A 26,425-nucleotide genomic window follows, 5' to 3' on the forward strand; every position below is an offset into this window, starting at 1 on the left:
GGTACCACGAACCAATGCTGGAGCTGGAGCACGGGTTCCGGGTCGTCGACGTCCACGCGCGGCTGTCCGTCGACGAGGACGTCGCCGCCCGCGGTCGGATGATCTCCCCGGACCGGCTGGAACGGGAGATGCGCCAGGCTGGCGTGGTCCGGGCGGTCGTCGTTCCCGAGACGAACCCCGAGAGCCGCTATCTGCAGTACAACAACGCAGTCGCGCGCCTGAGCGTCGAGCGGCCGTTCGTCGCGTTCGCCAGGCTCAGCGGCCCTCGTTCGGTGTCGAATTCGGCGACGAACCGTCTTCGAGACGCCGTCTCGCGGCCTGACGACTCCCACACTGATCCCGAGGAGATCGAGCAGTACGCGTACGATGACCGCTTCCATGGATTCGTGCTCGATCCCGCTCGCGACGGGCTGCTCGACGAGGAGACCCTCGACGAACTGGAGGCCGTCGACCTCCCCGTGCTCGTTCCCGGTGGCGAGGCGTTTCCACCGGACCGCATCGCGAAAACACTGCTCGAACGGTCGTTCCCGACGATCCTCGGCCATTTCGGCGGCCACCCGCTCCAGCGTGAGCTGATGGACCGGTCGATCGACCTGCTCGACGAGTACGACGAGACGTATCTCGACACCAGTCTGGTCCGCTACCGGGAGCCCCTGGAGCGAGCACTGCTCGAACATCCCGATCGCGTGCTGTTCGGGAGCGGAGCGCCAGCGAGCCATCCGAACGTGGGCGTAATGGAGCTACTCACGCTGGACGTCTCCGAAGACAAGCTCCGCCGGGCGTTCGATCGGAACCCAGCCCGCGTCATCGAAGCGCTCGCGCCACAGGAAGAGAACACGCCCGTCGGGTGAGGTGACAGAGCGGAGCTACGCGGAATCCGCTCGGCTGCGTGCACGTTTGGCACGCCGGAGCAACCGATTTACCGTCGCTGAACTGAGATGCGGTCGTGCCCGAGACCGTCGACCTGACGGCGAACGACGCTCCGGAACTGACGGAGCTCTACGAAGCGTACGAGTGGTGGGCAGATCGTGACGTCGATGGCGTCTACAGCTGCCTGGAAGAGACAGACGTCGCCGTCGGCGTTCGCACGGGCGATCGACTCGTCGCTGCTGCACGAGTGATCACTGATTATCGGTACTACGCCATGGTGTACGACGTCGTCGTTGCGAGTGATCGGCGGGGTGAGGGAATCGGTGCGACGCTCATGGAGGGCGTCGTCGACCATCCCGGTCTGACCGAGCTGCCGAGGCTGGCTTTGCTCTGTCGTCGTGGGCTCGTACCGTACTACGAATCAGTCGGATTCGAGCTGTTCGATCCAGAGATCGAGGTTCCCGAGGGTGATACCGAGGAGCTCGTGCGGATGACTTGCGAGTTCGGGGACGAGGCACCGATCGACGAGTGAGGAGACGAGGCACCGATCGACGAGTGAGCAAACGCGAATCAGATCGAAAAATGAGGAGACCCGAAACGGAGTCTATCGCCAGTCGTAGCGCTGCACTACGCGGTCGGCCCGCGCCGAGATACCGTTGGGATTTCGACGACGACTCCGATCGCGCCGACGTGCTCCCAATCCGTCCTTGGCCCCGACGGCGAGGCCAGCCATCGCCGCTCGGCCGTGTCCGAACCAGCTCGTGAACTGGCCCTCTCCATCGAGCACCGCTCGTGCAGCGCCGACGGCGTCCGTCGCCGCGTCGCGAAGCGACCGTACGACCACGGACGGTCGAAGACCGTAGTTCTTGACGAGCTGATAGGCTAGCGAGCGGTAGCGTGCCCGACGGTCGGTATCGAGTTCGCCACCGTCGGCTCCGTACTGGCTGTGGACGCTCATCTCCGGCACCCACTCCACGTCGAAATCCATCCCGGCGAGTCGGTGAGAGGCGTCCCGAGAGCCACCTACTTCCAGATACTCGTCGAATCCGTCGAGCGCCTCGACGGCATTTCGAGAGAAGACGACGTTCTCACCGTTGCAGAATGTGACCGATCGGCCAGCGATCGAGCGCGCCGGTTCCTGAATGCCCTCGAGCGTCGTCCTGGTCGGTCCCGTGACGACGTCGGCGCCGCCGGCGAGCCCTCCCTGCACCGCGTCGAGCCAGCCGTCGTCTACAACGCGATCGAACCGCAACAGCGCGATCGTGTCGGAGGCCGCTGCCTCGAGGCCCGCGTTCCGGGCCGCGTTGACGTTCCGATCCGCGATCTCGACGAGCGTATCCACGTCACCGCGCTCGGAGACCATTCCGGTAGTCCCGTCAGCGGATGGGCCGTTGACGACGACGACCTCCGCCCCCGGGACGTGCTCGGTGAGTGCGTCGAGACAGCCACCGAGCTGGTCCCGTCCGTTGAGAGTGGGGACCACTACCGAGAGCTCCATATATCGTTCCAATCCGGCTCGCTGGGGCTTAAGGCCTTGGGATTGCCACGAACGTACAGTACTGAGTTCTGTTCAGTTCAAAGAACTCGGAAGGTATGCGACCGTATGGAGTAGTATTCCCGCACGCGACTGGCTGGTATCTCCGGAGTGCCGGACGTCTGATGCTGCTCTCTGGCAGCCGACCACACCAACGATCGACACGATATCTGTACAAAACGGAGTTGGCAGTTCCGTCGGCCGTGTGCCTCCCCGGGACCTTTGTCCTCCCGCGTCGAACGCATCGCCATGATCACAAGCGACCGGATGGCGGCCGTCGACGCCAACGCCGCGGCGCTCGGTGTCCCGCAAAAGCAGCTCATGGAGTCCAGCGGCAACGCCGTTGCCAGCGCGGTTCGCGAGCGAACCGATCCCGGCGATCGGGTAGCGATCGTCGCCGGTCGCGGAAACAACGGCGGGGACGCGTTCGTCGCGGCACGATTTCTCGAAGACCGTGACGTGACGACGCTCCTGCTCGGCCGTGCGGAGGCGATCTCGACGGAGATCGCTCGCGACAACTGGGTGGCGTTGCAGTCGGCCGAACTCGACGCTCGAGAAATTCGGGACGCGACCGCACTCCATACGGAGACCAGTGACGCATCGGTAGGAGCGCTCTTCGACGACGCCGATCTCGTCGTCGACGCGATCGTCGGGACCGGTGTCACTGGCGCCCTCAGAGAACCGGCCGCCACCGCCGCGGAGCGGATCAACGCCGCCGACGCTTCCGTCCTCGCCGTCGACGTCCCCTCCGGAATCGACGCGGACGCAGGGACGGCAGCGGGTACCGCCGTCGACGCCGACCACGTCGTCACGTTTCACGACGAGAAGCCCGGTCTGTCGGAACTCGACGCCACCGTCGAAATCGCCGACATCGGGATCCCGGACGCCGCGGACCTGTTCGTCGAGCGGGGAGACCTCCTCGCACTCGATCGAGCCGCAGACAGCCACAAGGGAGATCACGGGCACGTCCTCGTGATCGGTGGCGGTCCCTACACTGGCGCACCCGCACTCACCGCACAGGCTGCGCTCCGCGCCGGTGCCGATCTCGTGACCGTCGCCTGCCCGGAGTCCGTCGCCGACGAGGTCCAGGGGTACGACGAAAGTATCATCACGCATCCGCTCCCCGGCGACCTGGTGCAGCCGGGACACGTGGACGCCCTCCTCGATCTCGAGGCCGAGCGAACGACGACGGTGATCGGACCTGGACTGGGTCGGTCGGAGGGGACACTCGACGCTGCCAGGGAGTTCCTCGCGTCCGCGGGCGGGACAGTCGTCGTCGACGCCGATCCGCTGCGGGTCGTTCCAGATCTCGAGCCAGGTGAGATGGACGCGACGCTGCTCTGTACGCCACACCGTGGTGAACTAGCTGCAATGGGCGGCCCCGAAGCCGACGACTGGCGATCGCGGGCGGACGCCGTCGAGGCATTCGCCGCGGAGCTCGACGCGACGCTGCTGGTGAAGGCACCCTACGACGTGATCAGCGACGGCGAGGACACCCGCGTCAATCGGACGGGGAATCCGGGGATGACAGCGGGTGGAACCGGCGACGTGCTCGCCGGGATCTGCGGGGCGCTCGCCTCGACGCAACCGCTCCTCGAGGCCGGCGCCATCGCCGCGTTCGTCAACGGCAGGTCGGGCGATTCGGTGGTCGACGACCGCGGCTACGGCCTGCTCGCGACCGATCTCCTCGAGGAGATTCCACTCACGATGTGGGGTGAGCAGCGTGAGTGAGGGCGGCACCGACGAGCGTGCCGACCGCGAGGATCGCGCCGTCGGCGAACTGGAACGCACCGGAGAACTCACCCACACCGACGCCGACGGGTCGGTCGACATGGTGGACGTCGCCGAGAAACCCGACACCGCGCGGCGAGCGGTCGCACGCGGTCGAATTCACCTGCAGGGATCGACGATCGAGGCGATCGACGCCAACGAGATCGGGAAAGGCGACGTGCTCGCGACGGCACGAATCGGCGCGATTCAGGCAGTCAAACACACCTGGGAGACGATCCCACTCTGTCACCAGATCCCGATCACGAACGTCGACGTCGAGTTCGAACTCGTCGACGAGGCGCTCGTCGCAGTCGTGGCCGTGGAGACGACCGGGAAGACCGGCTGCGAGATGGAGGCACTCGAGGGCGTGACCACCAGTCTCAACGTCGTCTGGGATATGGTGAAATCAGCGGAGAAAAATCAGGACGGTGCGTATCCGTCGACTCGAATCGGGGACGTCGAGGTCATCGAGAAGACGAAGCGCGAGCTCGAGTGATCGCTGTGCTGCTCGGTCTACCCGGGAGAGAGCCGCAGAAATGCCGCAGTCGACCCCAGCCAGCAGACCACGCCCAGCAAGAAGGCCATCGACGGCGAGAGTATCTCCGAGAGGACGTACATGCTACCGATTCCGACCGCTAGCCCCGCGGCCAGCGACAGCACGAACGCAGCCGCCTTGCGGGCGAATCCGTCCGGCAAGAGGTTCGTGTGATCCACGGGGTCACTCCGCGATCGGTACTCCGCCGGAAGGTCAGACCGAGTGGCTGTCTCCTCCGAGTGGGACGACTCGACCACGTCGAAGTCGAGGGGCGATTCGCTCGCATCCGGCGAGACGGTATCGGTCCGTGGCTTCGCAGTAGCGTCGTCGGAGTCCGAGGGATGACGATCAACGAGATCGGCGCCGCAGTGCATGCAAACGGCCGACGTGGTCCCGATCGGGCCATCGCACTCGGGACACACTGGGTTCTCGGTCGCCACGGATACTGTCCGGACCCACGGAGATCGGCCACTTTACAGTTTGGTGAGTGCTGGCGGTGACCGAGTACCGTCTGGCAAACTGACGCTCTCAGGATCGGATAGTCAGCCGAGCCAGTGTCTGATTTCAACGCGCCGTACACGGAACCGACCGGGTTGTTTACCTCACCACCGGACCCTCGTTTGGCCGATGCACTCCGCCGGTACCACGACCGAATACGAGACGAATAGGTTCGCCGACGACGTGACGACGGACGAAGCGTTCGGCGTGGCGACCGATCAGGTGCTCGAAGGGCTACCGTACGAACGCGTTCCTCGTCCGATCGCTCCGATCGACGAACCGAGGTGGTCGGCGTGAACGCCGCTATCTGGGCGCATCCGTGGGACCTGATCGACGAAGGCCCAGAATCGGCGGCGGATCGCCTCGAAACCCTCGGGATCTCGACGGTGAACCTGGCGACGACGATGCACTCCGTCCAGACGCTGAATCCGCACAATCCAGAGCGCAAGACGTTTTTCGCGGACGCCAGCGCCTACTTCCAGCCCGAGGATGAGCGATACGGCGAGATAACGCCGGACGTCAACGAAACGATGGGCGATGCGAATTGGGCGGCGGAGATCGCGAACGCGTTCGACGGGTCACCGATCTCGCTGCGATCGTGGACCGTCCCGTTTCACAGCTCGCAGCAGGGTCGCAACCACCCCGACGCGACGATCCGCTCGCCGTTCGGGGACTCGCTCGTCTGGGGACTCTGCCCCTCGAACCCCGCCGTCCAGGAGTACGGCCGCGCGCTCGTCGGCGACGTCGCCAACAACCACGGGTTCGACGCCATCGAGATGGAGCTGGCCGACTACCAGTACGGCACGGGCTATGGCTGGCACCACCAGGAGTTCTTCACGGAGCTCGGCCCGCTCGGCGAGTTCCTCTTCGGACTCTGCTTCTGTGATCACTGCCAGGAGAACGCTCGCGACGCAGGCGTCGACGTGGAGACTGCTCGCGAGAACGCTCGAGCCGGACTCGAGGCGCGGTTCGACGGTGGCCTCGCTTCGACCACCGACGTCGGAGGGGGGCTGGCAGAGCACCGTGCTGTCGCGGCGTACGCAGACGTTCGGCGGGACACGCTCACCGACCTCTTCGAGTCGTTCGCCGACGAAATCGCGCCCGCCGACTTCACCTACTACCTGAAGATGGGCGGACTGGGCGACGATCGAATGGGCGTCGAACACTCCTGGAAGCACGGGCTCGATCTGACTGCTCTCTCGGAGGTCGCTGACGACGTGACCGTCCTCGCCTACCACGAGGACCCGGCGGTCGTCCGCGACGACGTGCGCGCGACGAAGGAACTCCTCGACGTCCCCGTGACCGCAGGCATCCTCGCCGGACATCCGATCCTCGACACCAAAGATCGACTCGCTGACCAGGTCGACGCTGCACTCGAAGCGGGCGCCGACCGCCTCTCATTCTATGGATACGGAGTGCTTCCCGAGCGCAATCTCGAGTGGATTGGCGACGTGCTCGAGTCGGTGCAGTAAGACCGGGCGGCGTCTACTCCTCTGCGATGCGGCTCGTTCCCGGCGGCAGGAAATGCTGTATCAGGTCCGGGCTGGCGACCTTCCGAACGAACCCAGTGTCGGCGAAGCGCTCGCGGAACTCCCGGTAGATCCGCTTGCCGACGTCGCCCTGGGCGAACTTCCCCGGCTCGACGGAGATCGTCGTCACGGCGCGCTCCTCGATCGACTCGGGCGGGCCACCGATGACCCGCGTTTCGGGTTCGCACTGGATCCCGACGGAGCAGGCGACCTCCACGTCGTCGTAGTAGGTCCGATCGCCGCGGATCGCGAACCCGCCCTTCTCGAGGAACTCTCCGCTCTCGGGCGTCTTCGAGACCTGATCGTGGTCGACGGCGTAGACGTCGCCGGCGAACTTGCCCTCCTTCCAGATCGAACTGTGCGTGACTGCAAAGCGGGCAGCCTCCCGCTCGGCGGCCTCCGGAACGTCGACGTCGGCACCGGACTCGCTGGGATCGGCAGCCTTCAGGATCGTGACCGGGCCACCGTGGGCCTGTGCGTGGAGGAAGCGGTCGCCGGGTTCGAGGTACTTCTGGAAGAGCTCCTCGTTCTGGTCGGCGTCGCGCCCACCGATTACGAGGAAGCCCTGGGAGGTCCGGACCCAACGGAACCGGTCGTACCACCAGTCGCGGCTTCGGACCGGGATCGAGGGCATGTCGAGCCACTCCTGGTCCGAGCGGCCGTCGTCCTCGTCGTCGTCCTCGGTCTCGGACTCCCGCTCCTGGTCGTCCTCGTCCCGCGCCTCCCACTCCTCGCGCTGGGTCTTGATGTCGGCGAGACGCTCGCGCGTATCTTCGATCGCAGACTCGGCGCCTGCCTTTTTCTCTTCGACTGCTTTTGCCTCGGTGTAGAGCCGGTCGGCGTTGTGCTCGACGCCTTCCTCTGCGTCGATCCAGGCGTCGTGCTCCGTGCTCTCGTCTCCCTCATCTCCCTCGGTTTCCAGCTCGACGCGGATCCGGGCGTTCTGTGGATCGACGTCATCGACGATCTCCGCCGCTTCGATACCTCGGTCGGCTCCCTCCGCAAGACGGTCCTCGACGGCGTCCCAGTCGTGGCCCTCCTCGCGGGCGGCCCGAACGGTCTGGAGCAACTCGTCGACGAGATCGTACTGAGCGTAAAGCGCCTCGGCGGCGGCGCGTAGCGACTGGGCCTCCTGCTCGAACCCGACGATTGCCTCCTCCTGCTGTGCGATGATCCGCTCCTGCGTCTCGATGTCGCCCTCGAAATCCGGTCGGTCGGGCTCGCCGGTGGACTCACCGGCGTCGGACTCGTAGGCCCGTAGCTCGCGGAAGTAGCCGTCCACCGCGGCGTTGAACGTGTCGTGAGGCTCGCTCGCAAGCGCTTCGTGATCCGCGAGGGGTAGCGGCGTGACGTCGACGGGCTGACCGCGATCGGCGGCCTCCTCGTCTGCCACGTCCTCTGGTGGATCGTCGTAGTAGACGCGAGGGTCGAGATCCGCCATCTCGAGTGCGTCGGCGAGCCACTGAATCGCGTCGTAGAGCGGCTCGTAGGCCTCGTCGTCGGCCGCCTCGATCGACAGCTCCTTCTCGACGCCCGCACGGGCGCAGAGTTCTTCTGCGTACTCGCCGCCCAGGTCGAGCTGCGTCGCGAGCGTCCGAACGACGTCGGTGTCCGAGTCGTTCATGTGCTGGACGAACCCGTCGTAGGTCAGCGAGAGCGGATCGACGCGGGCATCGGGGTACTCGTACTGCGATCCTGGCGCAACGGTTCGGGAGTGGAGTCGGACCGTGTCCAGGCTGTCGACGACGCTCCCGTTGTCGTCGAGCACCGCGATGTTCCCGTCACCGAACAGCTCGGCGACGATCGAGGTGTCCGAGTCCGTGCGCTCGAAATCGAACTTGACGATGCGGTCGAACCCGTGCTGTTCGATTCCTTCGAACGTCGCGCCGGACATCCGGTTCCGGATCATCTTCGCGAAGTTCGGCGGCCGCTCCGGCGCGTCGGGAATCAGATCCGGATCGGACATGTGGATCCGTTTCTGCTCGCCGACCTGAATCAACAGCTCGAGCCGACCGCGGTCGTGATCGCGTAGCCGCAAGCGGAGCAGCCCGTCGTCGTAGAGGTACGCCTTGTCGACGATCGCGCCCTCGTAGCTCCCGAGTTCGCCGATGAGCGCGCGGAGGTCGACGCTGGCGAGTTCCCGCTTGGGCTCCATGGACGAGGAGTTGCCGTCGCTCGGGAAAGGCGTGTCGTTCCGGACGGCCAGAGCGAGCGGTCGGTTCGGCCGTTGCGGTCTCGTCTGGCCGTTTTCGGTCCGGTGCGACCGGCTTTAGGGGCCGGTTGGCGCGTTGAGGTCCGCCCAATACGTGGCACCCTGCCACCGGACGACGTATCCGGTGATTCCGTAGCGTTCAGCGCTGGTCGACCCTCGCGACTGTATCGTCTCGACGATCGAGTCGAAGGCTTCGCCGTCCGTCCCGCTGCGTTTGCACCTGCCGTCGATCGCGTCGCGAACGACCTCGCGCTCGGCCTCGGAGAGGTTCTGTAGCTCGATCGCCCTCTCTTGGGCGATCCAGTTGCCGGCTTCGCTCGGGTCGTCCCACCGGTCGACCGCCTCGTACTCGGATCGGAGTGAGGCGTGCGTTCGCTTCCGGGCGTGGATTCGGTAGCGGTCGCCGTCTCGTAGGAGGATCCGGTTTTCCGAGGGTCCGAAAACACCGGCAGTGTCTTCGACGGCAGCTTCGACGCGCGTCCCCCACGCGGCGATCGATTCGGCCCCGGGGAACGACATCGTCTCGCCGTACCCCTTCGGCTCCTCGAACGCGTCGTAGAGCACCGACCGATCGATCGGCGGGAGCTCTTCGGCGCTGAGTGTTTCGCCCTCGACAGTGCTCGAGATCGGTTCGAAGCCGACGGCAAGTTCCTGCCAGGACTCGACCGCGTTCGTGACCTCGAGCAGCAGGTAGGGACCCGACGGGGTCGTGACGACGTCCTCGCTCGCGAAGGGCGGCGACGGTTCAGTGCCGACGACGGTTCCGTGAGCTTCGATCGCGGCAACGAGCTCGTCGCGATCGTGATCGGTAATCGAGGCCCGATCCGCGAGCTCCGCGACTGTGACCTCCTGGAAGTCGATGGCCCGGGTGTGTTCCCCCCAACAGCCCGCGAGGGCAGCGGCGCTGGCGCCGCCCGCTGCACCGAGCAAACGCCGTCGGTTCGTGGAGTCCAGCAGTCTCTCGTCGGTTTCCCGATCGGCGGCACCGGCGTCTGGTTGCTCCGTTCCGTCGTCCGTCATGCTCGCTCTCCTCGGTAGTGCTCCAGCCCCCAGACGAACAGCTCGTAGGTGGCGTCGTCGTACCTGACGAGCGAGCCCCGACCGCCTTGGGACAATCGTCCCCGTGACTGCAGTCGATCGATCACCGAACCGAAGGTCTCGTCGTCCGCGCCGGTTTCGTACTCGTCGCGGATCGCAGCCTCGACGACCTCTCGTTCCGCCGCCGACAGCCCCGAGAGCTCGATCGCCCGTTCCGAACGAACCAGTTCGCCGTACTCCTCGGCGTCCTCCGCGACGTGTTCTGCCGAGACGGTCGCGATGCTCGGAAGCGTTCGGACGCACTCGACATGGACGGCGTACGACGATCCCTCGTGTTCGAGCGCATCCGTCGGGCCGTCGACGATCGCCGACCGGACGATCTCCGCCACGTCGTAGACGTGGTTCGCGAACAGTTCGACGGTTGGGCCGTCCTCGAAAGAGTGGTCCGCCCCGCCGTCGGCCTCGCTGTCGAATGCATCTGCGATGACGGCCTGATCGACCGGCGGAAGCTCCGCGATTGACGTCGGTACCGACCCATCGGAAGCGTCGATCACGTCATCCGCGGGCGCGAGACCGACGGTGTACTCGCTCCAGCGCGGGGCCGACTCCGAGACGCTCAACCGATAGTACCCGCCCCCGGTTCTCCGGCCAACACTCTCGTCCGGTATCGATTCGGGCGCGGTGGTGATCGCGCGATCGGCGGTAATCGCGTCGTCGACGACCGGCCTGGAAACGTCGTACCGGTCGATCGTCCGATCGGCTAGCTGTCGATCCGTGATTCGTTCCAGTCGGAGTGTTGCGTCCGAAGTGTCAGAGCTGTCGCTGTCGACCGAGATACAGCCGGCGAGGACGCCGCCGAACGCGGCTCCCGTGGCAAGTACCGTCCGTCTGGAGGGCATGCGATCGGCTCCGCAACGGCCCAGAATAAGTTTTTTGTTGGCACGATCGGGCGAATGGATCGAGCGGAGTTTCGACGCGACCACTCACCGACGTTCCGGGCCGCGTGGCCGGTCACAGGGTTACTCGTAGGCAGCGATCCCAGTCAGATCCTCACCCAGAATCAGCGTGTGAATGTCGTCGGTGCCCTCGTACGTGTAGACCGTCTCCATGTTGGCCGCGTGGCGCATCGGCGGGTAGTCGATCGTGATCCCGTTGGCGCCGAGCATCTCGCGTGCCACCCGCGCCTGATCCCTCGCGACGCGAACGTTGTTCCGTTTCGCCATCGAGACCTGCTGGGGCCGGAGGTCGCCCTGCTCTTTCAGTTCTGCGAGTCGCTCAACGAGCAGTCGAGCAGTCGTGCACTGGCTGGCCATCTCCGCGAGCTTGGACTGCTGGAGCTGGAACTGTGCGATCGGACCACCGAACTGCTCGCGGTCGGTGGCGTAGTCGCGAGCGGTCTCGAAGCAGTCCCGGGTCGCGCCGACGGCGCCCCAGGCGATGCCGTATCGGGCCTGCGTGAGGCAGGAGAGCGGCCCTTTCATCCCCGACACGCCTGGCAGAATCGCGTCCGCGGGAACGTGCACGTCAGAGAGCGACAGCTCGCCGGTGACAGAGGCCCGCATCGAGAGCTTTCCGTCCTGTTCGCTGGCGGAGAAGCCGTCACGATCGGCCTCGACGAGGAAGCCCCGAACCGTTCCGGCATCGCCGTGCTCGGTGTCCTCTGTCAGCTTGGCCCAGACCAGCGCGACGTCTGCGATCGGGGCGTTCGTGATCCAGGTCTTGGTCCCCGAGAGAGTGTACCCGTCGCCGTCCGGCTTTGCACGCGTCTCCATCGCGGAGGGGTTCGAGCCGTGATCGGGCTCGGTCAGTCCGAAACAGCCGACGGCGTCGCCGCTGGCGAGATCGGGGAGCCACTGGTCACGGTGGGTCTCGCTGCCGTACTCTGCGATCGGATACATCACCAGGGCACCCTGGACGCTCGCCATCGACCGGATGCCGGAGTCCCCGGCTTCGAGCTCCTGCATCAGGAGACCGTAGGACCGCTCGCCGACGCCGGGCAGATCGCCGTAGGTTAGGTTCGGCGCGAAGAAGTCGAGGTCGCCCATCTCCTCGATCAGGTGGTCGGGGAACTCACCGGCCTCGTACCAGTCACCGATCTCCGGTCGGACGCGGTCGGCGACGAACTCCCGGGCGGTGTCTCTGATGAGGCGTTCCTCGCTTGTCAGCTCCGCCTCGAGGTCGAGATAGTCCAGCATGGGCACTGAGAGTGGCCGTGGTGGCAAAAAGCAACCGCCGCCACAGCTGGCAGGTAGCTGCCGAAATCGATCGTCGATGGATCGTCGAAACCATCATACGACTGGCGGGCAACCCCCAATCAATGGACGCCGAACTCCACGGGGAGCTGGACGCCGAGGAGTACGACGAGCTGGTCGGAGCGCTCGCCACCGAGGCGGCCGATGAGCTGCCGATGCAGAACCGCTCCGACGCGGTCTGGGACACCGTGGGTGCGCTCGTTCCCCAGATGACGGACGCGGTCTGTGAGCGCGTCCTCGAGCTGGCGGACAGCGATCCGCAGGACGCCCTCGTCGAGCAAGTGACCGACGAGCGAGACTCCGACGACGCGGAGACGGTCCGTGCGGAGGCCCTGACGGCGCTCGTCGGCGACGTGGAGGCGAGACTGGCAGAGACGGGCGCTGAGAGCTAGCTACAGATCTCGGCGGGTCGTCTCCGCGCTTCTCGTTGCCGACTCGAATTCTTCGTCACTCACTGCATTCTAGATCTCCGTTTCGCTGCCGAGGGCCGTGACGTGTCACAAAACCCTTGTATAGATCCGGTGTAGCGCTCGCCACATGCAGCTACCAGGGTCGAATCGGCCGCTCGTCGCCCGGTTCTACCCGATCCCCTGGCTCCTCCTGCTCGTCCCGGTCGTCTTCGGGATGCACGAACTCCAGTCCTACTTCGGCGCCACCCTGCAACCGCTCGGCGTCGATCCCGCCCGTCAGGTCGGCGTGAACTACGACGTCTACTACTACGCCGTCGACGCCCTGCTGGACGGTGGGAGCATCTACGACGTCTCGCCGCCTGGGGAGAGCGAGTTCTATCAGTATCTCTACCCGCCGATCACCATTCTCTTTTTTCTCCCCACGCAGCTTGTCTCGCCCACGACCGGCTACTGGCTGTTCCTGGGCGTGAACGCACTCGTCGCAGCGGCGCTCACCGTGTTCGCAGTCAGGTACGTCGAAGACCTCGGACGGCCGCTGGGCTGGATCGACGTGGTGGTGATCTTCGCCTTCTGCTATCTGAGCTCCCAGATGGTGGTGAACTACTTCTTCGGGAACGTCAACCTCCTGCTCGGCGCGGGCGTCGCCGCTGGGATCTACCTCCTCGAGGTCGGCGAGCAATCGCCGCGTCGGGAGGCCGTCGCGGGCGGGCTCTTCGCGCTCGTCGCGTTGATCAAGGTGTTCCCGGCGCTGCTCGGACTCTACTTGCTCCGAATCCGCGCGTGGTGGGCCACCGCGTCGGCGATCGCTGTCGGCGTCGGTGGACTGCTCGCAGGCGAGTTGCTGTTCGCAATCGGACCGTTCGGATGGGACACCGGCGATCGCGCGCTCGGATTCGGGATGACCGAACGGTGGCTCACCGAGGCCGTGTTCCCGCGGAGCGACACGGACCTGTTCGTCGGCGGGATCGCCCCGGACTCGACGTTCTACGTGACGATCCAGCGGCCGCTCTCAAACCTGATCTGGGGCGTCGTTCCCGGGTCGCCGGAGTGGCTCGCGCCAGTGCTGGTCGGTGGCTCCCTCGCGATCGGCCTCCTCGTGGCGGGCCTGGCGCTCCGTCGGCTCCGGCACCGGCTGGACCGCCTGATCGGGGCGTTCGCGGCGACGGCTGTCGCAGTCACCGTCATGCCGTCGCTCCAATATTACGTGGCGCTGACCTTCCTCCCGGTGATCGTTCTTGCCTACGTCCTGGACCGGCACCCTGCCCAGATCGTCTTTCTCATCGGCGGACTGTTGCTTGCCTACGCCGTCTGGCCATCGGGCGTACTCGAGGATCTCTCGGTGTTGCCGAGCATCGTCCAGAGCCTCCTCGACCCGATCGCGCGCACTGCCACGACGCAGCTTCTGGGGCTCGCGGTCATGCTGCTCGCCTGCGGGATCGTCAAACTCGAACTGTTCGACGGGGGCCGCCTGCCCGAGCAGGCCACCGAACGGCGTCCCGCCGGGCCACCGCTTCGGCCCTGGCTCGCGGCGCGAGGGGTGACACTCCCTGGAACGTGGGACCCGACAGAGCGCTGGACCACGGGTGCCAGCGAGTCCATCGAGGACGGACCCTCGGCTCGATCCGACGCTGGTGGACGGAAAGACAGTTGACCCCCGCCCCTTTACTGACGACCATGCGAATCGCCGTGCCGAACAAGGGGCGCCTTCACGAGCCGACGATCGAACTGCTCGAACGCGCGGGGCTCCACCTCCGCGACGGCGCCGATCGGAAGCTCTACGCCGACACCGTCGACCCCGACGTCTCCGTCCTGTTCGCCCGGGCAGCGGACATACCGGAGTACGTCGCCGACGGCGCTGCGGAGGTCGGGATCACCGGCCGCGACCAGATCGCAGAAGCAGCTCCGGACAACGTCACCGAGCTGCTCGATCTTGGCTTCGGCGAGTGCCGACTGGTGCTCGCCGCGCCCGAGGAAGGCGGTATCGAGACGCCCGAGGACGTCGCCGGCGGCAAGGTCGCGACGGAGTTCCCGACGATCACGCGGAACTACCTCGAGGAGGCCGGCATCGACGCCAAAGTCGTCGAGGTCACCGGCGCGACCGAGCTGACGCCACACGCGGGCATGGCCGACGCGATCGTCGACATCACGTCTACCGGCACGACGCTTCAGGTCAACCGACTCGCGATCATCGACGAGGTGCTCCAGAGCTCCGTGCAGCTGTTCGCACGCGAGGACGCCGCGACCGACGAGAAGGTCGAGCAGGTCACCACAGCCATGGAGTCCGTCCTCGACGCCGAGGGGAAGCGGTATCTCATGATGAACGTTCCGCGCGATCAGCTCGAGGACGTTCGCGAACAGATCCCCGGACTCGGCGGCCCGACGGTCATGGACGTCGCCGATCGAGAGGGTCCAGCCAGCGGAGATACCGGGGGCGTCGACGCCGATACCGAGGAAGACATGCTCGCCGTCCACGTCGTCGTCGACGAACGGGACGTATTCGAGACGATCACGAACCTGAAGACTGCAGGCGCGAGCGGAATCCTCGTTACGGAGATCGAGCGGCTCGTCGAGTAATAGCGAGAGTGTGGGTGCGTGTGTGCGGCCGGTACTGTTCGATCGCTTCGCGATTCTTACGCCGCGAACAGTCCGATCAGGCTCGCAGCCAAGAGCACGCTCACGACGAAGTGACCGAGCGTGACGAGTGCGGCCAGCCGCCGATCGATCTCGTAGCTCCACCCGATGACGAGGAAGTCCGCAGGGATCGCCACGAGCGGGACGGCGATGGGCGCGAGGATCGGCATCGTCGACTCCGCAGCGAACCCGACGCCGACGCTGATCGCGGCGGTGACCGGACCGACGAGGAGCGCTTCGAAGATCGACGCCTCTTCGAGAACGTACGTCGCCGAGAGGTGGACCGTCAGGGAGTAGAACACCGTCGCGACGATAAACGTCCCGAGCACCTGCACCGCCACCTCGGCGAGTGTCATAGCTGGGAGTGGCGCCACCACGCTCTTGGCACTGACGATCGGCGGTCGCGTCCGTGACGCACAGGCGAGGCGCTACCCCTCGTCGCGACAGAAAATGGAAACCGCGTCGACGCGTCCAGAGCGAACGGTCGATAGTTCCAACGTGGTGCAGCGGGTGACCGGTGGGAACGTCGCGTCGTTACTCCAGCAGGCCGAGATCCTCGAGCCGATTGACGATCTCGTCGACAGCGTGCTCTGCGTCTTCGGGCTGTTTCCCGCCGGTGATGACGAGCTTACCGGAGCCAAAGAGGAGCGCGACGACTTCGGGCTCGTCCAGGCGGTAGACGAGACCGGGGAACTGTTCGGGCTCGTACTCGATGTTCTCCAGACCGAGACCGATCGCGATCGCGTTGAGGTTGAGGTTGCGACCGAGGTCGGCGCTCGTGACGATGTTCTGGACGACGATCTCGGGGTCGTCGTTGACGTTGATCTCGAGATCGCGGAGTTTGTCGAAGACGATCCGCAGGCTCTCGTGGACGTCGTCCGTGCTCTTCGCGCCGGTGCAGACGATCTTCCCGGATCGGAAGATCAGTGCGGCGGATTTGGGCTCCTGGGTCCGGTAGACGAGGCCCGGGAACTGCTCGGGATCGTAATCGGCGCCCTCGAGGTCCATTGCGACGCTCTGGAGGTCGAGCTCCTGGCCGATCCCCGTGGAGGCGACGACGTTCTCGATATTGATAGTATCCTTCGGGTCGGTCATAGCCACACTTTAAGAACCGTATTTAAGGCTTATAAAGGTTGGTGCCACGGAGCCATCTGCCACTGAAACGGGCCGCAAAAATGGGGACCAGATCGGCCAAAACCGACGCAGATTCGGTGGAGAACGCACAGTTCGAGGCCCAGTCCGCCTCAGTCAGCGCTCGGCTCGCCCGACGCGCGCGGTCGAGGGAGCCCTGGCCAGCCGTCCGATCGCCAGCGAACGAACGCCAGTCCAGCGAGCACGAACTCTGCGTAGAACCACGGATCGTCGAGTGAGTTCTCGAACATCGCGACGATCGACGGCGGCGAGTTGTACCCCTCGACCTCCAGCACCGGCCAGAGGAGATACCGCCACGCCGAGCGCCCCCAGAGTGCGGGCAGCACGTCGAGTGCGAGATGCGAACACAGCGCCAGCGCGACCGCGAGGCCCAGGCCAGCGCGTCCCAGCCGCCGCGCGACGACGATAACGAGCACGCACAGCGGCGCAATCAGGAACAACGAGTGGCCAAACGACCGGCCCGCCGGCAAAACCGGAATGAACCACGCGAACGGCTTGTCGATCAGATCCGGGAGCTGCGATGCAAGGAGGACGAACGCGACGGACGTGGCGTCGGGATCCGGGAGCCACTCCCGCTCGGCGCCGACGCTCGTGAGGAGATAGGCACCCGCAGCGTGTCCGAGCGGCCACATACCCGACACGTCGGCAGAGGACAGGAAGTAGGTGACGGTCGGAGGGTTCGCTACCGCAAATCGATACGCTCCGACCGGCTCGCTGGCTTCGAAGCCAACACCGCCACCCTCAAATTCGGCCCGGGCCACTCTCGCCCGTGTACTGGCTGGAGTTCGCGGGCGAGGACGATCCTTTCGCGGCGTTGGAGGCGACCGCGGCTGCCAGCGACGTGTCCATCCTCGCGCCGGGGATCGGAACCGCGCGAGCACTCTCGCCCGAGCGCGCTGCTGGACTCGCGATGACGCGTGCCGCAGGATCGGTCGTCGGCCACACCGACGCAAGCATCGCGAGCGCGCGGGCCCTGCTCGAGACGGCAGCGATCGACCACGAGGGAACGGTCGCCGTCCGAGCGCGGGACCTCCGATCGAGCGCAGGCGTCGACACCCAGAGCGCGGAGCGGGAGCTGGGTACCGTCCTCACCGATCGCGGGTTCGAGGTCGATCTCGACGACCCGGATCACACGCTCCGAGCGCTGTTTGCGAGCGGACCGATCGCACGAGATCATGCGAGTGAGAACGCTGCAGAAGATCCACTCGGCATCGAATCGGCGGACCTGATCGACGTCGAAGCGAACGCCGACGAGCCAGACGTTTGCCTCCTCGGCTGGGTCGACGTCGAGCGCGACGCGGCGTTTGGCAAACGCGCGCCGACGGATCGGCCGTTCTTCCAGCCCGGCAGTATGGATCCGGCGCTTGCCCGTGCCCTCGGGAACCTCGCCGGCGCGCGTCCCGGCGCGACGATCGTCGATCCGATGTGCGGCACCGGTGGCCTCCTGCTGGAGGGCACGCTGCTCGGTGCGCGGATGGTGGGGGTCGACGCACAGTCGAAGATGACCCAGGGATCGCGTGAGAATATGGAATCGATTGCGGCTGCGGACGCAGATTGGGAGATCGTTCGCGGTGACGCACGACGTCTTCCGCTCGCGGACGATGCGGCCGACGGACTCGTCGTGGACGTTCCCTACGAGCGACAGTCCGCCGTAGCTGCTGACGATCTGGACGACCTCGTCGAGGGCGCGCTCTCGGCGGCGATCGACGTCGCCCCTCGCGCGGTCGTAGTCGCGGATCGATCCTGGATCGACGCAGCGCGCTCTGCCGGGTGGTTCGTGAAGTGCGTGCACCGACGGCGGGTGCATAGATCGCTGAACCGGTCGATTCACGTTCTGGAGCGACCGGATGACTCGCTGGATCGGTGACTGCAACCGCAAACGTCTCCGAAGCGCCCTCCAATCCCGCCCTCCTGACTGATCGCCGTCCCAACGGACGGCAGTCTATTCACGTTCTCATTCACTTCCGTTCCGACTCGCATAGACTTTTCACGACCGGCAAGTAGAGATCGCGCATGCAGCAGTATCTCGATCTCGTCGCGGACGTCCTCGGGGAGGGCACCTACAAGCCCAACCGTACGGGGGTCGACACCATCGCCGGCTTCTCCCAGCATTACGAGGTCGACCTTCAGGAGGGCTACCCCCTGCTGACGACGAAGCAGATGGACGGCTTCCGCTGGAACTCGATGCTCCACGAGGTGCTCTGGTACCTCTCCGGCCAGGAGCACATTCGCGAGCTTCGCGAAGAGACCGGCATCTGGAACGACTGGGCCGACGAGGACGGCCATCTCGACACCGCCTACGGTCGATTCTGGCGACGCTATCCGATCCCTGAGGAAACGGAACAGTTGGCGGGCGAGTCCTGGCCCGACGACGCGCACCGGTGGGTCTGCGTGGAGGAATCCGATAACGGCGAGAGTCGTCGCGTCTTCGACCAGATTCAGTACGTGCTCGACTCGCTGGAGGAAAAGCCCAACACCCGCAGGCTCGTCGTCAACGCCTGGCATCCCGCCAACGCCGCCGTCTCGACGCTCCCGCCGTGTCACTACACCTTCGTATTCAACGTGCAGGGCGACCAACTCAACTGCCACCTCACGCAGCGCTCGGGCGACGTTGCGCTCGGAATCCCGTTCAACGTCGCGGCGTACGCCCTGCTCACCGAGGCCATCGCCCAGCGCACCGGCTTCGAGCCCGGCACCTTCTCCCACACGATCGTCGACGCGCACGTCTACTGTGGTAGTGGCGAGCGCGGCGCGTGGTACGAGGAGAACCTCGAAGAACTGCAAGAGCGCATCGCCGAGGTCGAGCAGCGTGACGATCCCGACGCCGCTCGCGGCGAGGATCGACAGGTCAGCGAAGGGTACCGCGAGATCCGGGAGTGGATCGTGCGGAACGCGCCGTCGGAGGCAGAGGACGACGCCGGCGCCGATCACGTCCCCGAACTCCTCACGCAGCTGACGCGCGAACCGCGCGAGCGCCCCGAAATCGGGATTGCAGACAAACCACTCGACGAACTCGAGTTCGATGACATCCAGCTCGAGGGGTACAGCGCCCATCCGGGCCTGAGCTTCGCCGTCGCCGAGTGAGATGGCGGGAACTGACCAGGATCTCGACGTCGTTCTCATCGCCGCCGTCGCAGCCAACGGCGTGATCGGCAGTGATGGCGAGCTTCCCTGGGACATCCCCGAGGACATGGCCCACTTCAAGGAGACGACGATGGGCCACCCCGTCATTGTCGGACGGACGACCTTCGAGAACGTCGTCGCGGGCCTCGGCGGGCCGCTCCCGGGACGGACCAACGTCGTCCTAAGCCGCTCCGATCCCGACCTTCCTGACGACGAGTCGATCGTCGTCACGGAGTCGATCGACGCGGCGATCGAAGCGGCCAGAGCGACTGGCGCAGGGAAAGCCTACGTCATGGGCGGCGCCTCGGTGTACGACGCCTTCCTCGATCGAGCGGACCGGCTGGTCCTGACGGAGATAGAGGAGTCCTACGACGGCGAAACCACGTTCCCCGGCTGGCCGCCGTCAGAGGTGGCATGGACCGAGATAGAGCGCGACGAGCGCGACGGCTTCGCGTTCGTGACCTACGAGCGAGTCGAATAAGGGACGGTCCACCAGGCTCCAGCCCTGGGCCGATAGTATCAGTCCGCGGTCGGCACCGTGTCCTCCGGCCGTCCAAGTTCCGCGAGGAAGTGGCCGAGCTGAATCCGCTCGTTCGATCCCTCCGTCAGATCGAGATCCACGTCCCCGGCGAGTCGGTGGAGTTCGGCGAGCCGGTCGCCGTCGTAGCGGCTCCGGCCGACCTCCAGCACCTCTTCGAGTACCTCACGTCCGGAAAGTCCCTCGTCGACGAGTAGATCGTCGAGCTCGCTGCGTGCGTCGGTAAACTCCCCGGCCTCTGCGGCGTCGAGCATCGTCTCGATCCGGTCCTCCAGACCGACGTCCTCCAGCGCTTCGAACACTGCGTTCATCGTGATCTCGCCCTCGGACTCGGCGGTGGTCTGGGCGATCAGGATCGCTTCCCGGAGGTCGCCGTCGGCGGTGCCGGCGACGAACTCGAGACCGTCGCGTTCGTACTCGGCGGATTCTGCGGTGGCGATCGATTCCAGGATGTCCGCGATCTCGTCCGTCGGCGGCGCAGGCATCGGAACGGCGAAACAGCGCGAGCGAAGTGGCGGGATGAGCTTCGTCGGCTGGCGCGTCGCGATCACGAACTGCGTGTTGCGGTGGTACTGCTCCATCACGCGCCGGAGCGCCTGCTGGAAGTCCTCGCGAATGCCCTCCGCGTTGTCCAGCAGGACGGTTTTGTACTCGCCAGCGACCGGCGCGTAGCTCGCGGACTCCTTGAGGACGTGGTTGATCATGTCCCGCTTGGAGAAGTCAGATTTGCCCTGAAGGAAGGCGGCGAACCGATCGTCGTTTTTGATCTCGGTCTTCGTACGGGCGAAGAAGTCCGCGACGTTGATCTCTATCAGATCCGAGTCCGGTTGCTCGTGGGCTTCTTCGGCCATCGCGCGGACCGCTGCCGTCTTACCGACGCCCGGCGGACCGTGAACGAGCAGGTTGACGGGGTCCTCGACCGCGCGCTCGAACTGATCGCGAGCGAGCTCCTGTCGCAGATCCGCGATTTCGGGGGCGTGGCGCTCCGTCCACAGCGGCGATTCCATCGACCACAGGTTGACGACGGGTACCCAAGTATCGGTCGGTCCCGAGCGGTTGGCCCTGCGATGGAGTGCAGCGGATCGGAGGAAGATTGTGGAGAGGATGAAGCGCGGAACGGGAGTCAATCGAGGGGATTAGTGCGGTTGGCGCGCGCCAAAACCGACGGGGGATTTAGGAGCCTCGCAGCGATACGACCGAGCAGGATGACGACCCTCCCGACGTGGATCGACACCCGCCTCGATCCGAATCTCGATCACAAGCTGAGCCAGCGACACGTCGTCGAGACGATGGTCGACGCCGACCGGCCCTTCTTCTCGATCACGCAGCTCAAGGCGCGAGTGAAGCCGGACGTCAGCGCCGAAACGGTCCGGAACAGACTCGACGAGCTCCGCGAGATCGACGTCGTCACGGTGGAGACCTACCCCGATTCGATCTCTCTGTACTACGTCAACCATCCGGAGTCGAACTGGCCGCTCTCGCCAGAAGGCCACGACGCCCTAACGCAGGCGAACCCACTCGATCGGATGAGTCTGGGTGCGTTCCTCCGGCTGCAGGATCCAGCGGGCATCCGGACGCTCGTACTGGCTGGCCTCCAGCTCAGTCTCCTCACGTTCTCTATCGGCGTCGTGCTCTCGGCGGTCGGCGTTCACGATCTCGTCTCCAGTTCGCAATCGTTCTGGACCGCATCGGTCTCGGTACTCCTCGTCTCCCTGGCGCTACTCGGCGCCGAACGGGCAGCCCGGTGGGTCCGCGCCCGCGGGGGCCGGGGCCAGCTCACCAAGCAAGTGAATAGCTGAAACACGAGTGGACCGCTACCGGAAACCCGTTCTGCGAGCACCGACGGTGCGCCCGGACGAGCCCGTCACTCCCGACGGACGTCCGTGACGATCGTCTGGTCGTGATCGGGGAAGACGTCGGCCACTGCCGTCTGGCCCTCTCGTTCCGCGAGCAAGGCTCTGAGTTCGCCCTCGTAGTCGGCCCGGTGGATCTCCTCGCTCGGCCCGACGGTGACCTCCAGGTTCGCGTCGACGAGTCTGTCGACCGCGCCGCGACCGAACCCCGAGAGTGGCGCAACGTAGTCGACAGCGTGTCTGTCCTCGAGGCTCTGTGCGAACGCCCTGGATACCGTAGGCACGCGGTCGTCGCGACGGGTGCCGTCCGCGATCGCATCGAAGGAGAGGTCGGCCACGGATTCGAGCGCGTGCTCGTGGACCATCTGGATGGCGTTCCGGGGGAATCCGTCCTCGAGGAGCTGCTCGACGGCGTCGTCGGCAACGCCGCGATCGAGTTCGACCCGCTCGAAGGGGTGATCGATCCGCTTGGCGGCGTCTGCGGCGTGCTCCCAATCGTCCGTCACCCCGAAGTGAGCGGTCACGAGCGTCACGTCGTAGAACTCTTCGAGCAAGAGCGCTGCCAGCGTCGAGTCCTTCCCGCCGCTGTAGAGGAGCGCAAGCGACCCTGCCGTCATTGTCCAACCCCCATCCTCCGGTGCGTCTATCGGCGTTTGACGTCGAAGCTCTTGGAGTCCGGCTTGAGCTCCGACAGTAGCTCCTTCATCTGGTCCTCGTCGATACGGCCCTGGACGCGACCACTGCGGGCGAGTGCGAGCACCTGCTGCTCGACCTGCTCGCCGAACTCGGGCTTGGACATCTTCACCGTGTTGAGGCGTTTGCGCGCGCCGTCGGTGAGGTGCTGGCGGAGCATTGCCTTCTTTTGCGCTTCGGCGGACTCCTGGCGGGCCTGCTGGGCCTCGGCCTGATCGCCGTCGTCGGCACGGTCCTGCAGCTCCTGGAGTTTCTGCTCGCGAAGATCCTCGATGTCCTCCTCGTTGCTCATACACGCCTTACCCGCGGCGAGCGGAAAATCATTACGGGACGAACGTCCGTCGCGGTGGCACCGTCGCTCGGATCTGGACCGTCGAGTGAATCCAACCGGTAAAGCCACGATTCGAATCGCCAGCTCAGACCTCGACGTCTACGCGGACCCGTTCGCCAACAGACAGCGACAGCTCCGGACAGATCAGTTTCGCGCCCAGATCGTCCCGAACCGCTGCGAATGACAGCCCCTCGATCGGCGTTCCGTTCACGGAAACAGTCGGCTGACTCCACTCGATCGACCGGCTCGTCGTCGTTCCGATCTGCTCGCTCAGGATCGACACTGAAGCGCCCGTTGGACGGTCACACTCTGGCAGGATGCCGCCGTGATCGTAGTGGGCGAGACCGCCGTCGAGCGCGACGGACTCCTCCGTCCCATCATCGAGTTCGAGCGTCGCACCAATTCCAGCGAAACACTCGCCGGGGTCCGGATGGCGTGGCTGGTCCAATACTGCGTAGGTGTCGCCTGTCTCGACGACGGTACCGGTACCGTCCCAGGCCACCGGCTCGACGTCGACTCCGGGTCGAAGGGGGCGCGATCCGGCGGCCCGTAAAATATCATCATCCGTATGGCGAAACCCGACGTGGAGGTGGTGTCCGACCCACGGTGCGAAGAACCCGGCCCGAATCGGGTCTCCGAGGTCGTCACCCGCCGCGACGCGATCGCCGACAGACACGGTAGGATCGACGTGAAGGATCCGGGCGATCGGCGCGGAGCCGTCCTCCGTTCGGAAATCTGGCCCAACAACGACGCCACCAGTGTCGATGGCGATCAGATAATCGTGTGGCGGAGCGTACGGTTTCGAGGGTGCGCGAACCTGCTCGATCGCGACGACCGTCCCCGCGACCGGCGACGGAGCGTGCGTGGCTGTCGAGGAGCGATCGGGGCCGGGATAACAATCGATAGCACTGCCATCGTCGTGGGCGCTATACGGCGAGTTGTACAGCGAGAACGCCCGGAATCGCTCGAGCACGGATTCCGGGACGGTGAGCATCGGATGCCACTACCGCGCGGCCTGACAAAGACGCGGCGGTCCGGACCGACGGATTGCCAGATGCCTCGGCAGTTGCGTCGGTATCGGTCAGGCATCCACCCGGAACGGATGCGGAGCCTATCGGCGTGCCAGTTCACCACACGCTTATGCTCCGGGCGTTGCAACTATCACAGTCCATGCGCGTCGTCCGCGGGAGAGGGACCACAATCGAAGCGGATCGAGCGCTCACCGCGGAGCTTCGGGAACACGCCGCCGAACACGACGAGCCAGCGGTGCGGGTCTGGCGACCGCAGCCACAGGTCGCCTTCGGCCGACGAGATTCGGGCGCACCCGGCTACGACCGCGCCCGGCGGATCGCGCGTCAGCACGGCTACGCGCCGGTCGGGCGCTCGGTCGGCGGCCGCGCTGTCGCCTACCAGGGCACGACGGTTGCGTTCGCCCGCGCTGAGCCCGTCGACGATCCCCGAACCGGGCTCCAGGATCGCTACGAGGCAGCGACTGAGGCCCTCGAAGACGCACTCGAGACGGTCGGGGTCGAGGAAATTTCAGCCGGCGAACCCGACGACTCCTTCTGTCCCGGGTCTCACTCGCTCTCCGTCGGCGGTGGCAAAGTCGTCGGCATCGCACAGCGTGTGACGACCGAGGCAGCGCTCGTCGCAGGCGTGGCGATCCCACGAGATCGGTGGCCGATTGCCGAGGTACTGGAAGACGTGTACGACGCGCTCGACGTGGCGTTCGATCCCTGCACCGTCGGCAGCATCGAAGCCGCCGGTGGCGACGGTGACCCCGACGCGCTCGTAACTGCCATCGAGGAGCGGCTCGTCGGACAGCACGATCCCGTCGTCGAGCGGATCGAGCAGTCGTAGCCTCACAGATTGACTGATCCCGACCGAGCCATACCGAGGTGCCGGTCTGCGACGCTGAGTCGGGACGTTTAGGACGCCCGCCCGTCCAGTGTCTGTCATGATTATCGTCGATGCGACGCTGCCCGACGGCCGCGAGTGCGACGTTCGGATCGAGGGGGAGCAGATCGCTGCCGTCGTGGAGCGGGACCAGGGCGGAATCGATCTGGACGAGGTCGGTGCCGACGAGCAGGTCATCGACGCCGAGGGCAACTACCTCTTCCCTGGCGCGATCGACGTCCACGTCCACTTTCGCGAACCAGGAGGGAGCCACAAGGAGACGTGGACGACGGGATCCCAGAGCGCGGCAGCGGGTGGCGTCACGACCGTCGTCGACCAGCCCAACACCGAGCCGCCGACCGTGACGGGAGAGGCCTTGGAAGAGAAGCGTACCATCGCCGACGAGCAGTCGATCGTCGACTTCGGGATCAACGGCGGCGTCACCGCCGACTGGGAGCCCGAGTCGCTGTTCGCAGCCGATCCGTTCGCGCTCGGCGAGGTGTTCCTCGCGGACTCGACCGGCGAGATGGGTATCGAGGGCGACCTGTTCGCAGACGCGGTCGAACGCGCTGCCGCAGCAGACTGCACGGTCACCGTCCACGCGGAGGACGCGACGCTGTTCGAGGATGCTGCCCTCGAGAACGCCGGGGAGGGCGTCGGTCGGGACGCAGACGCCGACGCGTGGTCGGCGTTCCGCACTGCTGCGGCGGAGGCGGCGGCCGTCGAACGCGCACTCGAGGTCACTGGCGATTTCAACGCAGCCGTCCACATCGCTCACACGTCGACGCCGGAAGGGATCGACCTCGCCGCAGAAACCGGGGCGACGTGCGAGGTGACGCCCCACCACGCGTTTCTCTCGCGGGAGAATCTCGACGATCTCGGCACGTTCGGGCGTATGAACCCGCCGCTGCGTTCGGAGGATCGCCGCGAGGCCGTCTTCGAGCGGATTGCCGACGGGACGGTGGACGTGGTCGCGACTGATCACGCGCCACATACGCGCGAGGAGAAGGACGCTTCCATCACCGAGGCACCCAGTGGGGTACCCGGCGTCGAGACGATGCTCCCACTCCTACTTGCGAACGCGGGGACACACGGACCACTCTCCCTCGAGCGCGTTCGGGATCTGACGGCCGCGAACCCCGCGAGGATCTTCGAACTCCCGCAGAAAGGAAGAGTCGAAGCCGGTCGAGACGCGGATCTGGTGCTCGTCGATCCGGACGACGTCGAACCGATCAGCGCCGAGACCCTCCACACCAGCTGCGGCTGGACGCCGTTCGAGGGGATGGACGGCGTGTTCCCGTTCCTGACCATGCGCCGAGGAGACGTCGTCTACGCGGATCCGGACGCTACCCAAGCGGATTCCGTCAGATCCGTAGCACCCGCCGACGAGTTCGCCGAGGGGTCTGGTGGCCAGGACGTTCGGCGGCAGTGAACGAAGTGGCGGGTGCAGGTGTATTAGACGCCTCTGGCTCGGCTGTTTCTGCCTCAGATCACGCTTTCGAGCGGTGACTCGCACCTGGATACGACGAGACAATTGGCGGCACGCACACGATCGGCAAT

28 protein-coding genes are annotated in these 26,425 nt (G+C 65.8%); 15 read left to right on the forward strand and 13 right to left on the reverse strand.

Going from position 1 to position 26,425, the window contains the following annotated elements; translation table 11 throughout:
• Positions 1–14: 14 nt before the first annotated feature.
• Positions 15–851 carry an amidohydrolase family protein gene (locus MXF70_RS11980; protein ID WP_248515861.1) on the forward strand — a complete coding sequence of 279 codons (837 nt, stop codon included), beginning with the start codon at positions 15–17 and terminating at the stop codon, positions 849–851.
• Between the two features lie 95 nt (positions 852–946).
• Positions 947–1,402: a GNAT family N-acetyltransferase gene (locus MXF70_RS11985; protein WP_248515862.1), complete on the forward strand. Its 456-nt coding sequence runs from the start codon at positions 947–949 to the stop codon at positions 1,400–1,402.
• 72 nt (positions 1,403–1,474) lie between these two features.
• Here MXF70_RS11985 and MXF70_RS11990 read toward each other — a convergent pair whose 3' ends face one another.
• Positions 1,475–2,368, reverse strand: coding sequence for a glycosyltransferase family 2 protein (locus MXF70_RS11990; RefSeq protein WP_248515863.1), 894 nt, complete (start codon positions 2,366–2,368; stop codon positions 1,475–1,477).
• A 285-nt stretch (positions 2,369–2,653) separates the two neighbouring features.
• Here MXF70_RS11990 and MXF70_RS11995 point away from each other — a divergent pair, with 285 nt between their 5' ends.
• Positions 2,654–4,135 (forward strand): NAD(P)H-hydrate dehydratase, encoded by a 1,482-nt coding sequence (locus MXF70_RS11995; RefSeq protein ID WP_248515864.1) that lies wholly within the window; start codon positions 2,654–2,656, stop codon positions 4,133–4,135.
• Positions 4,128–4,670, forward strand: a complete 543-nt coding sequence (moaC, locus tag MXF70_RS12000; protein ID WP_375140820.1) for a cyclic pyranopterin monophosphate synthase MoaC — start codon at positions 4,128–4,130, stop codon at positions 4,668–4,670. Before MXF70_RS11995 ends, moaC begins: the two co-directional genes overlap by 8 nt.
• Positions 4,671–4,687: 17 nt before the next feature.
• Here moaC and MXF70_RS12005 read toward each other — a convergent pair whose 3' ends face one another.
• Positions 4,688–5,149, reverse strand: coding sequence for a hypothetical protein (locus MXF70_RS12005; protein WP_248515865.1), 462 nt, complete (start codon positions 5,147–5,149; stop codon positions 4,688–4,690).
• Positions 5,150–5,336: 187 nt separating this feature from the next.
• On the opposite strand from MXF70_RS12005, the gene MXF70_RS12010 reads away from it, so the two are divergent.
• Together MXF70_RS12010 and MXF70_RS12015 are read left to right on the forward strand one after the other, a co-directional pair.
• Positions 5,337–5,504, forward strand: a complete 168-nt coding sequence (locus MXF70_RS12010) for a hypothetical protein (RefSeq protein ID WP_248515866.1) — start codon at positions 5,337–5,339, stop codon at positions 5,502–5,504.
• The gene (locus tag MXF70_RS12015) at positions 5,501–6,679 is read left to right on the forward strand and encodes a beta/alpha barrel domain-containing protein (protein ID WP_248515867.1); all 1,179 of its coding nucleotides are present in this window, start codon (positions 5,501–5,503) and stop codon (positions 6,677–6,679) included. The genes MXF70_RS12010 and MXF70_RS12015 overlap by 4 nt, the downstream gene beginning before the upstream one ends.
• Before the next feature lie 13 nt (positions 6,680–6,692).
• On the opposite strand, the gene rqcH is transcribed toward MXF70_RS12015, so the two are convergent.
• The 4 genes from rqcH to MXF70_RS12035 all read right to left on the reverse strand — a co-directional run bounded on the left by rqcH (position 6,693) and on the right by MXF70_RS12035 (position 12,181).
• Entirely contained in the window at positions 6,693–8,891 is a 2,199-nt protein-coding gene (gene rqcH / locus MXF70_RS12020; protein WP_248515868.1) for a ribosome rescue protein RqcH, read from the reverse strand.
• 114 nt (positions 8,892–9,005) lie between these two features.
• Complete coding sequence (locus MXF70_RS12025) at positions 9,006–9,968, reverse strand: hypothetical protein (protein WP_248515869.1); 963 nt, start codon at positions 9,966–9,968, stop codon at positions 9,006–9,008.
• Positions 9,965–10,885 (reverse strand): hypothetical protein, encoded by a 921-nt coding sequence (locus tag MXF70_RS12030; RefSeq protein ID WP_248515870.1) that lies wholly within the window; start codon positions 10,883–10,885, stop codon positions 9,965–9,967. The genes MXF70_RS12025 and MXF70_RS12030 overlap by 4 nt, the downstream gene beginning before the upstream one ends.
• A 120-nt stretch (positions 10,886–11,005) precedes the next feature.
• Positions 11,006–12,181, reverse strand: coding sequence for an acyl-CoA dehydrogenase family protein (locus tag MXF70_RS12035; protein WP_248515871.1), 1,176 nt, complete (start codon positions 12,179–12,181; stop codon positions 11,006–11,008).
• 122 nt (positions 12,182–12,303) lie between these two features.
• On the opposite strand from MXF70_RS12035, the gene MXF70_RS12040 reads away from it, so the two are divergent.
• The 3 genes from MXF70_RS12040 to hisG all read left to right on the forward strand — a co-directional run bounded on the left by MXF70_RS12040 (position 12,304) and on the right by hisG (position 15,222).
• Complete coding sequence (locus MXF70_RS12040; protein WP_248515872.1) at positions 12,304–12,630, forward strand: hypothetical protein; 327 nt, start codon at positions 12,304–12,306, stop codon at positions 12,628–12,630.
• 145 nt (positions 12,631–12,775) lie between these two features.
• Positions 12,776–14,299, forward strand: a complete 1,524-nt coding sequence (locus MXF70_RS12045) for a glycosyltransferase family 87 protein (protein ID WP_248515873.1) — start codon at positions 12,776–12,778, stop codon at positions 14,297–14,299.
• A gap of 23 nt (positions 14,300–14,322) precedes the next feature.
• Positions 14,323–15,222: an ATP phosphoribosyltransferase gene (hisG, locus tag MXF70_RS12050; RefSeq protein WP_248515874.1), complete on the forward strand. Its 900-nt coding sequence runs from the start codon at positions 14,323–14,325 to the stop codon at positions 15,220–15,222.
• A 56-nt stretch (positions 15,223–15,278) separates the two neighbouring features.
• Here the strand turns inward: hisG and MXF70_RS12055 are convergent, their stop codons facing one another.
• The 3 genes from MXF70_RS12055 to MXF70_RS12065 form a co-directional block, all read right to left on the reverse strand.
• Positions 15,279–15,635 carry a DUF7473 family protein gene (locus tag MXF70_RS12055; protein ID WP_248515875.1) on the reverse strand — a complete coding sequence of 119 codons (357 nt, stop codon included), beginning with the start codon at positions 15,633–15,635 and terminating at the stop codon, positions 15,279–15,281.
• A gap of 178 nt (positions 15,636–15,813) precedes the next feature.
• The gene (locus tag MXF70_RS12060; protein ID WP_248518404.1) at positions 15,814–16,374 is read right to left on the reverse strand and encodes a TATA-box-binding protein; all 561 of its coding nucleotides are present in this window, start codon (positions 16,372–16,374) and stop codon (positions 15,814–15,816) included.
• 149 nt (positions 16,375–16,523) lie between these two features.
• Positions 16,524–17,063: a metal-dependent hydrolase gene (locus MXF70_RS12065; protein WP_248515876.1), complete on the reverse strand. Its 540-nt coding sequence runs from the start codon at positions 17,061–17,063 to the stop codon at positions 16,524–16,526.
• A gap of 137 nt (positions 17,064–17,200) precedes the next feature.
• On the opposite strand from MXF70_RS12065, the gene MXF70_RS12070 reads away from it, so the two are divergent.
• The 3 genes from MXF70_RS12070 (at position 17,201) to MXF70_RS12080 (ending at position 20,035) form a co-directional block, all read left to right on the forward strand.
• The gene (locus MXF70_RS12070; protein WP_248515877.1) at positions 17,201–18,298 is read left to right on the forward strand and encodes a methyltransferase domain-containing protein; all 1,098 of its coding nucleotides are present in this window, start codon (positions 17,201–17,203) and stop codon (positions 18,296–18,298) included.
• 146 nt (positions 18,299–18,444) lie between these two features.
• Positions 18,445–19,515: a thymidylate synthase gene (gene thyA / locus MXF70_RS12075; RefSeq protein WP_248515878.1), complete on the forward strand. Its 1,071-nt coding sequence runs from the start codon at positions 18,445–18,447 to the stop codon at positions 19,513–19,515.
• Position 19,516: 1 nt separating this feature from the next.
• A complete protein-coding gene (locus tag MXF70_RS12080; protein ID WP_248515879.1) occupies positions 19,517–20,035 on the forward strand; it encodes a dihydrofolate reductase in 519 nt (172 codons plus the stop codon).
• Between the two features lie 38 nt (positions 20,036–20,073).
• Here MXF70_RS12080 and MXF70_RS12085 read toward each other — a convergent pair whose 3' ends face one another.
• Positions 20,074–21,099 carry an AAA family ATPase gene (locus MXF70_RS12085; protein WP_248515880.1) on the reverse strand — a complete coding sequence of 342 codons (1,026 nt, stop codon included), beginning with the start codon at positions 21,097–21,099 and terminating at the stop codon, positions 20,074–20,076.
• Positions 21,100–21,297: 198 nt separating this feature from the next.
• Here MXF70_RS12085 and MXF70_RS12090 point away from each other — a divergent pair, with 198 nt between their 5' ends.
• The gene (locus MXF70_RS12090) at positions 21,298–21,891 is read left to right on the forward strand and encodes a hypothetical protein (protein ID WP_248515881.1); all 594 of its coding nucleotides are present in this window, start codon (positions 21,298–21,300) and stop codon (positions 21,889–21,891) included.
• Positions 21,892–21,956: 65 nt separating this feature from the next.
• On the opposite strand, the gene MXF70_RS12095 is transcribed toward MXF70_RS12090, so the two are convergent.
• The 3 genes from MXF70_RS12095 to MXF70_RS12105 form a co-directional block, all read right to left on the reverse strand.
• A complete protein-coding gene (locus tag MXF70_RS12095; protein ID WP_248515882.1) occupies positions 21,957–22,562 on the reverse strand; it encodes a DUF7411 family protein in 606 nt (201 codons plus the stop codon).
• 26 nt (positions 22,563–22,588) lie between these two features.
• Positions 22,589–22,930 carry a DNA-binding protein gene (locus MXF70_RS12100; protein ID WP_248515883.1) on the reverse strand — a complete coding sequence of 114 codons (342 nt, stop codon included), beginning with the start codon at positions 22,928–22,930 and terminating at the stop codon, positions 22,589–22,591.
• A gap of 124 nt (positions 22,931–23,054) precedes the next feature.
• Positions 23,055–23,963, reverse strand: a complete 909-nt coding sequence (locus MXF70_RS12105; RefSeq protein WP_248515884.1) for a DUF8155 domain-containing protein — start codon at positions 23,961–23,963, stop codon at positions 23,055–23,057.
• Between the two features lie 176 nt (positions 23,964–24,139).
• Between MXF70_RS12105 and MXF70_RS12110 the strand changes: the two genes are divergently transcribed.
• Together MXF70_RS12110 and MXF70_RS12115 are read left to right on the forward strand one after the other, a co-directional pair.
• Positions 24,140–24,829: a lipoate--protein ligase family protein gene (locus tag MXF70_RS12110; protein WP_248515885.1), complete on the forward strand. Its 690-nt coding sequence runs from the start codon at positions 24,140–24,142 to the stop codon at positions 24,827–24,829.
• A gap of 97 nt (positions 24,830–24,926) precedes the next feature.
• Positions 24,927–26,297 (forward strand): dihydroorotase, encoded by a 1,371-nt coding sequence (locus tag MXF70_RS12115; RefSeq protein ID WP_248515886.1) that lies wholly within the window; start codon positions 24,927–24,929, stop codon positions 26,295–26,297.
• Positions 26,298–26,425 lie beyond the last annotated feature (128 nt).

Source organism: Salinarchaeum laminariae, assembly GCF_023204835.1.
GTDB classification, from domain to species: Archaea; Halobacteriota; Halobacteria; order Halobacteriales; family Salinarchaeaceae; genus Salinarchaeum; species Salinarchaeum laminariae.